The sequence below is a fragment of the Gordonia sp. ALPHA1B1 genome (assembly GCF_005502615.1).
In the GTDB taxonomy this organism is placed as follows: Bacteria; Actinomycetota; Actinomycetes; order Mycobacteriales; family Mycobacteriaceae; genus Gordonia; species Gordonia hongkongensis.
In genome coordinates this window covers 21,326-30,725 of the sequence record NZ_SCOC01000047.1, presented here as the reverse complement: position 1 = coordinate 30,725, position 9,400 = coordinate 21,326, and the positions used below count along the sequence as shown (strand labels likewise).

Annotated in this window: 14 protein-coding genes and 2 pseudogenes; 8 read left to right on the top strand and 8 right to left on the bottom strand. The window is 66.4% G+C overall.

The window, feature by feature from the left end; all coding sequences use genetic code 11:
• Window positions 1-108 precede the first annotated feature (108 nt).
• Window positions 109-273 (bottom strand): annotated as a pseudogene (locus FFS52_RS23965) (HNH endonuclease); the annotation flags it as partial.
• A gap of 123 nt (window positions 274-396) precedes the next feature.
• Between FFS52_RS23965 and FFS52_RS21275 the strand changes: the two are divergent.
• The 3 genes from FFS52_RS21275 (at window position 397) to FFS52_RS21265 (ending at window position 2,326) form a co-directional block, all read left to right on the top strand.
• Window positions 397-843, top strand: coding sequence for a hypothetical protein (locus FFS52_RS21275; RefSeq protein WP_137810853.1), 447 nt, complete (start codon window positions 397-399; stop codon window positions 841-843).
• Window positions 840-1,559: a hypothetical protein gene (locus FFS52_RS21270; RefSeq protein WP_137810852.1), complete on the top strand. Its 720-nt coding sequence runs from the start codon at window positions 840-842 to the stop codon at window positions 1,557-1,559. Before FFS52_RS21275 ends, FFS52_RS21270 begins: the two co-directional genes overlap by 4 nt.
• A gap of 137 nt (window positions 1,560-1,696) precedes the next feature.
• Complete coding sequence (locus FFS52_RS21265; RefSeq protein ID WP_137810851.1) at window positions 1,697-2,326, top strand: recombinase family protein; 630 nt, start codon at window positions 1,697-1,699, stop codon at window positions 2,324-2,326.
• Here the strand turns inward: FFS52_RS21265 and FFS52_RS21260 are convergent.
• Entirely contained in the window at window positions 2,287-2,490 is a 204-nt protein-coding gene (locus FFS52_RS21260) for a hypothetical protein (RefSeq protein WP_137810850.1), read from the bottom strand. The two genes, FFS52_RS21265 and FFS52_RS21260, sit on opposite strands and share 40 nt — an antisense overlap.
• A 190-nt stretch (window positions 2,491-2,680) precedes the next feature.
• On the opposite strand from FFS52_RS21260, the gene FFS52_RS21255 reads away from it, so the two are divergent.
• The 5 genes from FFS52_RS21255 to FFS52_RS21235 all read left to right on the top strand — a co-directional run bounded on the left by FFS52_RS21255 (window position 2,681) and on the right by FFS52_RS21235 (window position 5,832).
• Entirely contained in the window at window positions 2,681-2,920 is a 240-nt protein-coding gene (locus tag FFS52_RS21255; RefSeq protein ID WP_137810849.1) for a hypothetical protein, read from the top strand.
• Between the two features lie 122 nt (window positions 2,921-3,042).
• Window positions 3,043-3,351, top strand: coding sequence for a hypothetical protein (locus FFS52_RS21250; protein ID WP_137810848.1), 309 nt, complete (start codon window positions 3,043-3,045; stop codon window positions 3,349-3,351).
• 232 nt (window positions 3,352-3,583) lie between these two features.
• Window positions 3,584-4,255 (top strand): hypothetical protein, encoded by a 672-nt coding sequence (locus tag FFS52_RS21245; protein WP_137810847.1) that lies wholly within the window; start codon window positions 3,584-3,586, stop codon window positions 4,253-4,255.
• 55 nt (window positions 4,256-4,310) lie between these two features.
• Window positions 4,311-5,093, top strand: coding sequence for a hypothetical protein (locus tag FFS52_RS21240; protein ID WP_137810846.1), 783 nt, complete (start codon window positions 4,311-4,313; stop codon window positions 5,091-5,093).
• 301 nt (window positions 5,094-5,394) lie between these two features.
• Window positions 5,395-5,832: a hypothetical protein gene (locus FFS52_RS21235; RefSeq protein ID WP_249356530.1), complete on the top strand. Its 438-nt coding sequence runs from the start codon at window positions 5,395-5,397 to the stop codon at window positions 5,830-5,832.
• Window positions 5,833-5,835: 3 nt separating this feature from the next.
• Here FFS52_RS21235 and FFS52_RS21230 read toward each other — a convergent pair whose 3' ends face one another.
• From FFS52_RS21230 to FFS52_RS21205, 6 genes and pseudogenes are all read right to left on the bottom strand, one after another.
• Window positions 5,836-6,621: a hypothetical protein gene (locus tag FFS52_RS21230; RefSeq protein WP_137810845.1), complete on the bottom strand. Its 786-nt coding sequence runs from the start codon at window positions 6,619-6,621 to the stop codon at window positions 5,836-5,838.
• Between the two features lie 271 nt (window positions 6,622-6,892).
• A complete protein-coding gene (locus tag FFS52_RS21225) occupies window positions 6,893-7,354 on the bottom strand; it encodes a hypothetical protein (RefSeq protein ID WP_137810844.1) in 462 nt (153 codons plus the stop codon).
• Between the two features lie 110 nt (window positions 7,355-7,464).
• Window positions 7,465-7,920 (bottom strand): flavodoxin family protein, encoded by a 456-nt coding sequence (locus tag FFS52_RS21220; protein WP_137810843.1) that lies wholly within the window; start codon window positions 7,918-7,920, stop codon window positions 7,465-7,467.
• A gap of 3 nt (window positions 7,921-7,923) precedes the next feature.
• Window positions 7,924-8,577 (bottom strand): HEPN domain-containing protein, encoded by a 654-nt coding sequence (locus FFS52_RS21215; RefSeq protein WP_249356534.1) that lies wholly within the window; start codon window positions 8,575-8,577, stop codon window positions 7,924-7,926.
• 62 nt (window positions 8,578-8,639) lie between these two features.
• Window positions 8,640-8,855, bottom strand: a pseudogene (locus FFS52_RS21210) (flavodoxin family protein); the annotation flags it as partial.
• 4 nt (window positions 8,856-8,859) lie between these two features.
• Window positions 8,860-9,399 carry a hypothetical protein gene (locus tag FFS52_RS21205; RefSeq protein ID WP_137810841.1) on the bottom strand — a complete coding sequence of 180 codons (540 nt, stop codon included), beginning with the start codon at window positions 9,397-9,399 and terminating at the stop codon, window positions 8,860-8,862.
• Window position 9,400 lies beyond the last annotated feature (1 nt).

Here is a 9,400-nt window from a genome sequence, read left to right as displayed (position 1 = left end):
GCACTCGAGTATCGGCCAGATTCCCCCGACCGAGTTCGAAACGCTCCACTACGCTGGCCTCGGACCCGAGGACCAGCCCACATTGGAGGCGGCACAAAACCTAGGGTGATTCAGTTCTGCCACCAGTTCGAGGAAGTTCGCTGTCAGCGCCGTGATCTGAGCCGCATACCCCAACACCCGCGCCTCGAGAACCTCATCAGACAACGACGCCGGAACCGCATCATCGAACATCGACGACACGTTCTCACCGCAACGAAAAGCACTGACCCCCACCTCAACCCCCTGAACCGAATGAGAAGTACAGGAGCAAGGTATCGCCAGGCACCGACAACTTCTCGAGCCTCAACCCAAGGTTCAGAGTGTTCCGCGGGACACTCGCGAGCTTACGTTTCAGGCATGCCACATCGGATGCCCCTGGCGGAGGCCCACGAGCGCCAGGACAAGGTGCTCTACATGCGAGCCGTGCTCGGGATGAGCTGGCGTCAGATCATGCGTGAGGTCGGCTACACCTCGGTCGGGGCGACGCAGCAGGGATACGCCTCGGCGCGGCGACGCAACCAGATCCCCGACGGGGAGACCACGCTGGCCGAGATCCTGGAGCGACGACGCTCTCGCCTGATCACATCGAACAAAGCGCTCGCCGAAGCAGTGCGCTCGGGCGACCATTCGGCGACCGCTTCGCTGCTGCGTACCCAGCTGGCCGACGACACCGAGCTGGCCAAGCTCTACGGACTGCACGCTCCTGAGCGCCACCAGGTGGCGGTAGCGGTGGCAACCACCGAAGTCCTGGACGAACTCGAACAGAAGCTGACCGGCGTGATCGACGGAGAGGTCGTGGAGTGACTGACACCAAGCAGCAGCGCAAAGACACCATGCTCAAGGCCACCGGCTTAGCGCGGGTGATCGCCGAGGGTGATCAGGACCCCGAGACACTGCTTCAGGTCTCCGACAGCCTCGACACCGCCCGGCAATTGGCTGTGGGTGAGCTGAGCGCCGATGGCATCGATCGTCAGATCGCCGAGCACATGGTTGCCCGGTTCGCCGAGGTCGATCCCGAGAACGGTCCCGCGTGGCTGTGGAACCTTCAGCAGCTCGTCGCCAAGACCGTGGTCAGCTATTACGGAGACGCCAAGGCTCAAGCCCTGGTCGATGAGCTGAGGTGGGCCGACGCGATCGGTCCGCCCGAGCCGTGGGAGACCGACCAGGCATCGCCCCCGCAAGACGCCGAGATCCCGGCGCCCAGCTCAATGGAGACCGCCGAACAGGTCGATCCTGGCCCCGAGGCACCCCTTGCCGACGTCGATCCGTCAGATCCGCTGTGGGACAACTCCGATAGCGGCGGATCGACCGCCGAGGACCCCGATGCCGATCCGGTCGAGGTCATCGACGCCGAAGTGGTCGAGGTCGAGCGGGTCACCTCCTCGCAGACCACCCACAAGCTCCCGCCGGGACAGTTCTACTCACCATCGAACCGACCGAGCTGGGAACGATCACTGAAGCGGTCCAGGCCGTCGATCGAGATCTCGACCAGCTCTGCGCATCTCGACGACCGCCGCTAACTGGCCGTCTCAGATCTAGAGAACTGAGACGCGGCGACCGACGGCGGCTCTGACACTGGTCGGCGCAGGTCGCCTGTCTCGAAAGTTCCCTCGTATCAATAGGTGCGGTCATCGACTTTCGAGGTGAGGATTAAGAGATGACCACGACCGAATCAGACGCCGCCCCTTACACTTCGACCGAACCCGCTGGCCAGCTCCTCCGGTATGCCCGGACCTCGACCGGACACCAGCACCTCGACCAGCAGCACGACGCGCTCACCGCCGCCGGGGTGGTCGCCGATCGTCTCTACTCCGATCAGCTCTCGGGCACCACGACCAAGGAGCTGCGCCCCGGTCTCGCCGCGCTACTCACCTACGCCCGCCCCGGCGACACCATCATCGTCGTCGGCATCGACCGGCTGGGCCGTACCGCTGCTGAGGTGATGACCACCATCGCCGACCTCCTCGCCCAGGGCATCGTGATCCGTTCGCTGCGCGAGGGCGTCGATAGCTCCACGGCCACCGGGCGTGCGGTCTTCGGCGTGATGGCGTCCATGGCCGAACTCGAGCTGGAGCTGGGCCGCGAACGTCGTGCAGCAGCGAAGGCGGCACGTAAGGCGCGCGGCAAGCCCATCGGTCGCCCGCGCAAGCTCAACGCCGACCAGATCGCTCTGGCCCACCGGATGCGGGCCAGCGGTGAGCCGGTGCCGGTGATCGCCGAAACTCTGAACGTCAGCAAGCCCACGCTCTACCGGGTGCTGGCCACCAGCGAGGCGATGTCGGCATAAGCACCGGCACGGTCGGCGACGGCTGGGACGATGTCCGTCATCGGATCGAGCAGATCCCGCCCGACGACCGAATGCAGGCAGTGAAACACGTGTTGGCTCGAACCCCGCTCGGCGACTTCGAGTTCGGGCAATGGAGCTACGCCCGCCACTACCACCGCACCCATCCCGGTTAGAGGACCTCGATACCCTCATCACGGCCCCTCACCTGTCGCGCCCGCAGCCCAGGTGAGGGGCCGCTTGCATCATCCTGGTCACTCTCCACAACACCGAGTTTCGCGGAGAAGTGTTGAACCACAACGAATTACCGGCGTTGCGCCGTTGCGTCGCACGTCCGCAGCGTGCAGTATGTAGGCCATGAGGACCACCATCGCCGCCCAGGGCAACCTCCCGGCCTCCTACGACCTGTCGGCCTCGCAGTGGTCGGCGAAGCTGGCAGCCCTGGTGGGCCGTGGGGCAGCCGACGACGACCCCCGCGTCATCGGCTGCCGCGCCGCGTTGGCCTTCCACCGCGTGCGTCGAGTCATCGACGCCGAACGCGGCCACCTCGATCCCGCCGATGCCGATGCCCTCCAGGAGGCGCTGACCATGACCTGACCCCACGTGTTGCCCGACGAGCCTCGGCGTCGGAAGCAACGAGACCCGGATCGATCACGATGCTCGACCCACCGCCTTGTCCCACCTGGACACGCGCACACCGAGGAGACCCAGCGATGCCGATGACCACCCAGACCACCACCCGATCCCGCCCCTCCGACGACGAGATCGAGACCGCGATCCTCACCGCCCTGGCCGATCTCGGTGCTGTAGAAGGCGAGATGGCGCGGTGGAGCCGGGTTCGTACCCTGCTCCCCCGGTGCGGATTCTGGCAGGCCCACGAAGCCCAGGACAGGCTGTGGCGGCGCGGAGATCTCGTCGTTGTGCAGATGCACGGATCGCCGTTGATCGGCCTGGCCGACGAATGCTCCCGAATGGCTGATGCCGCCCGCCAACAGCGCGGTGAGCCCCGACAAGCGTTGGCCGTGTGATCGTCATGTACCAGCGATCTTTCAGCGCGCCATCGAGACCGGCAATCGACGTTGACGCCTACCGACTCCTCGGCCAGCTGACCTCCCGAGCCTTCGCCGAGGGCCGTCTGGACACCTCCGGCCTGGCCGAACTGACCCGGCACGTACTGGATCTCGACCTTGATCGAGCCCATGCCGTGCTCAGCGCCTCACCGACTCCTGTTGCCCACCAGACTGTTTAGGAGACACCACCATGCCGATCAACGGCTACATCAAGCCCCGTCCCGAACGCCGTCCCCCGCCGACGCCCGTCTTGGACCAGGACACCTTGCGTGATCGTCGTCGTCACTGGCTGCCGGTCACCCTCGACGGCAACTTCCACCTCGACTCCGAGGTCGCCGCAATCTGTGGCCCGTTGGCCCAGCGGATCGCCGCCCAGCCCAACGCGACCGGGTACATCGGCTACGTCGAGACCGTCGCCGGAGCTGTGGGAGAGCTGTGTGCAACCGTGGCTGGACTCACCGCCGACACCAAGCTCCGAGGTCTCATCGGTGCCGACCGCAACCGCGCCCGCGACGCCCTGCGCACGGTCTGCCGCACCTCGGTCCCGACGATCACTGCCGACATGCTCACCGACGAATCGTGGGTCACCCCTCTGGTCGAGCTGGCCCACCGCGACACAGACTCGCTCGCACAGCTCCTCGGCCACCAGGCCACCGACCGACGCGGCGGAGAAACTGCCTCCGACACCCTGCTCACCGTGCTGCGCGGCCTGGACCGCGCGGCCCTCGATACCGGCCGCCGCATTGACAAGGCCGAATACTGGCGCGCACAGCGAACCACGCCATCGACCACGCCCCAGCGAGACGACGCCCAGAGCGCACAGGACACGCTGCGGGAGCTGGGGATCGACACGGCCTCGTAGACGACGACGTGAACACCGCCACCACGACGCCCACTACCGAACAGGAGATCTCACAATGACCGCTCCCGCCCGCACCCCGAACCTGTCCCCGGTCCGCTTCGAGGCACCGCCTGTCAACCCGTCCCCGCAGGGCCTCTACTACTCCACCGCCTGGACCGACCAGGCCGGCGCGCCCCGATGGCTCGCCTCCGGAGTACAGGTGCGTCCCCACAACTTCGGCGGCGAAGACGCTTTCGGTATCTGGGGCTCGGAATGGTGCGGCGACCCGGGCGACGAACTGAAGGACGGCGTCCGACCCGACCCGGAGACTGATCCGTTCGAAGCGCTCACCGTGTGGGCCTTCGACGAATGTGATCTCACCGCGCCCAGCCAGCACGAGGTACGCGCCCGCGTCCAGCAGAACTTGCGCCTGATCGAACCTGTGGCGGTGGAGCGCGAGTTCGCTGCCCGCCTCATCGCCGACGCCCCGCCCGGACCCGAACCCACCGGCATCGTCGGCGCGGTCGGCCACCTGGAGGCTCAGCTCGCCCGCACCAACACCATCGGCGTCATCCACGCCAGCGCCGAATGGGCCGCACTCGCCGCATCGGAGAACCTGCTGATCTACTCCGGGGGCAGCGCACCCCGCACCCCCATGGGACACATGTGGGTATTCGGCGGCGGGTACGTCCAGGGCCTCGGCAAGGCCCTGGTCGCCACCTCCCCGCTCTACGGCTGGCGCGACGTTCCCGAGGTGCGCGAGTCCATCGACGCCACCCACAACCGCTTCATCGCCATCGCCGAACGCTCAGTGGTCATCGGATACGAGCACGCCGTGGCCACCGCCTGGCTCAACTGACCACCTGACAGCGGGCGAGCGTCAACCACTCCGCCGCCCACGATGAGGCCGGGTTCGGGTCTGGCTGCGGGCCGCCGAACCCGGTCTCATCACTACCGGACCATCGAATCATCACGGAGACAACAGCTATGCCGACAACCGCCCGCCCCGTCACCGTCCGCCGCCCACCGCGGACTCCCGCAGCACCGCCGATGCCCGACTACTCCTCGATGGCCCAGCGCAGCGAACCCGCTACGCCTCCGCTGTGCACGAGGCCGGGCACGCCGTCATCGCCACCGTCCTCGGGGAAACCGTGGGGTCTGTGACCGTCACGCCAGACCACCCGACGCACACCGGGAACGTGAGCCTGGCCACCGAACAGTTCGCCGGTGCCCACCACGCCCAGATCGCCTACGCCGGTCCCTACGCCGAGGCCTACTTTCGCCAGGGCGGACCACCGACCTCGGCCTTGCTGCGGAACCTACTGGCGTCTGGAGGTCGCGAGGACTACGCGGTGATGACCGCCGCGGGTAACACCCGGCCCGCCGAGGTTCCTCGTCTCATCGCGAACTGCTGGGACTCGATCGCCTCCCTCGCCGAGCACCTGATGATCAACGGATCGGCGACCCAGGCCGACGTAGACCGCGCACTCAGGCTCCCCCGAGAGGACCAAGACGGACGCCACCACGCCCTCGCAGTCATCCGATCCGGCAGCGCACCAGGGTCATTCGCAATCAACCCGCCGGGATCACGGACCTGAGAGTCAGCTCCCGGTCCACCACTCGTCGGCGTATCCGGACCGCCGCGGCCGGAAGGCGGCGTTCAGCTCCTCGTCGTCCAAGATCGCATAGTCGGTCTCGACGGCCTGGGCGATACCTTTGTTCAACCGGCTCAGCGACCGCTTGATCTCGCATGGGGCATCCACTCCGCACGCCGGACACTTCCCGTCGCCGCCTTCGATCATGTGCTCGATGCTGTATCGGACCAGCATCTCTTTCCATCGGTTTCGCAGAGCATAGAGCAGCCGAAGCCGCCGTTCGGGGTCCTCGCCCACCCACGAACCCGCGCCAGGCCCGCCGTCGGAATCCCACACCGCGATCTCCTCCACGAGACCGGCGTCGAGGCTGTCGAGTGTCTGCTTGGGCAGGCACGGCGCGGGCTTCCGGCACTTCGCGCACTCCCCGCTGCCGTCATCGACCAGGTGCTCCCTGGTCAGCTCTACGAGGGTGCCGCGCCACTTGTCCAGCGAGGCCGACACGCGCTGGATCTCCGCATCGACATCGACCGGTGGCTTCGGGGGCGGCGACGGCTTGACCGGGCGACGCGGTGTGACCGGCTGCTCGCGGATCTCGCGCATCCGCTGCGCGCGGCGGCGATCGGCGCTCACGAAGCGGAGCAGAGCCTCCTGGTCCTTGATCGAGAGCATCGTGTTGTGGTCGAGGGCGCGGACCCCGGCCTTCGCCCGGGCGTCGAGATAGGCGTTGCGGATCAGGCCGTAGTGTCGGCAGAAGTCGCGCACTGATCGGCGGACGAGGGGTTCATCTGTCACGGGAGACCTCCGGGTAGGTGCCGTGACCACGCTGACCGGACCGATGTGACCGATCCCCTGTTGCTCGGGTTCGCTCACCCTCTAGGCTGTAGCGGTATCGCCAAATACGCGTCGAGCCCTGTCGGAGTCCGCTCTGGCAGGGCCTCGGCGTCTCTGAAGCAGATCGGTTGAATCTGCCATTCATGATCGTAACCCCCGGCACCGACTTCTGTTTTGACGCGCAAATCGGCTGTGGATAGTTCGTTTCACGCTGCACCCTCGATCCGCGCAACTATGTCTCGATGTATGCCGGGAGGTCCTTCGTTGTCACGACCTCGCCGCGCATCGCACAAGCCAGCGCGTGGGCGGCACCGTCCGCGCTTATCCCAGCGTCACTCTCCTCCAACTCGAACTTCGTTCCGAAGAGCTTCCCTGGTCTTGGGTATTGGCCGACCGGAACAGCCACCCCATCGGGTGTCACGATGGTCGCAAATCGATAGGGCATCGGCCCGCTACCGAGCGACCCATACAGACTGGGGACGATCCATCCGGTGACATGCCGCTGACCACGCGGGACCTTGATGTATCGATTCGTCGAGACCAGGCGGTGCGAAGACGGCCCGACGCCCAGCCTCTTCATCTCCTTGGCGAACTCATGTGCGCGCGCACGTCCTGCCTCTGCCGCGCTCACCGCTGCGTTGGCCTGTGCGCTTCGCGCGGAGTTGATGCTCGATGCGTCGTCCCAGATACCCATCTGTCGAGTATGCGCAGGTAGTCCGAGTCTCAGTGGTTCTGGCGACGGAGGTTCGCCCGGTCAGACGACATCACACGTTGTTTGAACCGCCCTATGCGGTCAGCTCCACGTCAGCTCTCCATCAGCTGTGCCGCGACGGTCGCTCCCAGCTCCCAGCACGCCTCCAAGTCGGCCTTGGTCGGCTTCTCCGAGACCACCACGTCGGCTGCCGCCCGAGTCCAACCCAGGCCGGTGGTGATCGAGTCCAAGGCTCGCTGAGCGCCCTCGGCCCCCTGATTGCCATGGAAGTAGGCCCCGAACGGACGCCCCTTGGTCGAGTCGAGGATCTGGTAGTAGGCGCCATCGAAGGCGTGTTTGAGAGCACCTGACAGATAGCCCAGGTTGGCGGGAGTGCCCAGCAGGTAGCCATCGGCTTCGAGGAATTCGCTCGCCGAAACCGAGAGGGCCGCACGGCGAACCACCTCGACACCCTCAATCTCGGGGTCGGTCGCCCCGGAGATCACCGCCTCGAACATCTCCTGGCAGTGGGGCGATGGCGTGTGATGCACGATCAGCAGGCGGCTCATCGCCTACGTTTCCTCTGTCATGAACTCGGCTAGCTGCTGGTCGAACTTGTTACAGAGGCGGCGGACGAAGTCCACCCAGGCACGCACGCCCGCGAGATTGAGCGATCCCGGCGTCGCCCCCTTGTGGACGATCTCTCCGCGCACCTTGACGAGCTGGTGAACCTCGTCGCGAACCGACTTGTTTGATCGTCGCTGCCATCGCACCGCTGCAAGAGGGTCTACACCGAGCACGTCGCGGTACAGAATCGATACCTGTTTGGGGCTAGCTGTGTTGAGCCCGAACTCGGTGTCTCCGTCTCCAAGGGTTAGCGACTCCACCGCTCGCGGGATCTCGACGCGCCATGAGTCCCCCGCGAACAACCATCCATCGGCGATGTTCTGGGACGCCCAGGTGCGGAGCGCGTCAGGCAGCGCACCGGGGTCACGGTCGTTGCAGAGCGATGCGACAGTCTCGTTGAGTGCCTCTTCGACGTAGACTTCCCACGCCGTGTAGCAGAGCGCCACGCATGCTCGCAGCAAAGGACCGTACCCGGCCCCGGGCGGGCGTCCACGGCTCGGGTCCTTCTGGGCAGGGTGGTTCTGCATCAGCGATTCAACATCACTGAGAAGCGCTTCCGCGCTATCGAGAGCTGACACGCCGGTTGTCTCCTTACTCACGCGGCCACCGATCCCATCGCTGACCAGCGACTCCTCGTACATGGGGGGTATCGCGAACTCAAATGTTTCAGTGCGCCGCTGACGTATCCGAGGTTGGCGGGCGTGCCGAGGAGGTAACCGTCGGCGTCGAGGAAGTCGGAGGCGGTGACGGCGAGCGCGGCGCGTCGGATCACCTCGACGCCTTCGATCTCGGGGTCGGTCGCACCGGACACGACTGCCTCGAACATCTCCTGGCATGCCGGTGACGGGGTGTGGTGGACGATGAGCAGCCGGCTCATCGGACTACTGCTCCCGGCCGTGGTACTGGGCGACAGCCCGTTTCATCATCGAGCGGGCACGGGTGCGGTCGCCGGCGTAGTCGTAGGCGCGGGCGATGCGGTAGGTGTTGCGCCAGTCGCTCGGGTCGGCCTCCCACTCGGCCTTCACCTGGGCGAAGAGTTCGTCGGCCGCGTCGCGCTCCATCCGGCCCGATGCGCGGTGCGGCAGGTTCGAGATGTCGAGTTCACGTCCCTCGTCGGCCATGATGGCGGCGAGTTTCTGGTGCTCGAGGCCCGCCCGCAGCGTCGCGTAGACCAGCCACGCCCCGATCAGCGGCAGCGCGATCACGCCCAGACCGAGACCGATCCCGGCGGCCGACCCGGAGGCGATCAGCTGGAAGCCACGCCATCCGAGCAGGACGAAGTACACGATGAGCGCCACGACGAGGAATGCGATCATCCAGACGATCGGACGAGAGTCCTTCTTGCGCGGGCCGAGTCGGGGTGCGCCGCCCTCGGTGTCCTCGTCGTGGGCCGGTTCGTTCGGCGGGCCGGAGGAGGTCATC

Coding starts and splice junctions, on each gene's coding strand:
- FFS52_RS21240 (WP_137810846.1), top strand. CDS start 4,311: ATGACCGCTCCCGCCCGCACCCCGAACCTGTCCCCGGTCCGCTTCGAG.
- FFS52_RS21265 (WP_137810851.1), top strand. CDS start 1,697: ATGACCACGACCGAATCAGACGCCGCCCCTTACACTTCGACCGAACCC.
- FFS52_RS21250 (WP_137810848.1), top strand. CDS start 3,043: ATGACCACCCAGACCACCACCCGATCCCGCCCCTCCGACGACGAGATC.
- FFS52_RS21220 (WP_137810843.1), bottom strand. CDS start 7,920: ATGAGCCGCCTGCTGATCGTGCATCACACGCCATCGCCCCACTGCCAG.
- FFS52_RS21245 (WP_137810847.1), top strand. CDS start 3,584: ATGCCGATCAACGGCTACATCAAGCCCCGTCCCGAACGCCGTCCCCCG.
- FFS52_RS21225 (WP_137810844.1), bottom strand. CDS start 7,354: ATGGGTATCTGGGACGACGCATCGAGCATCAACTCCGCGCGAAGCGCA.
- FFS52_RS21275 (WP_137810853.1), top strand. CDS start 397: ATGCCACATCGGATGCCCCTGGCGGAGGCCCACGAGCGCCAGGACAAG.
- FFS52_RS21205 (WP_137810841.1), bottom strand. CDS start 9,399: ATGACCTCCTCCGGCCCGCCGAACGAACCGGCCCACGACGAGGACACC.
- FFS52_RS21260 (WP_137810850.1), bottom strand. CDS start 2,490: ATGGGTGCGGTGGTAGTGGCGGGCGTAGCTCCATTGCCCGAACTCGAA.
- FFS52_RS21255 (WP_137810849.1), top strand. CDS start 2,681: ATGAGGACCACCATCGCCGCCCAGGGCAACCTCCCGGCCTCCTACGAC.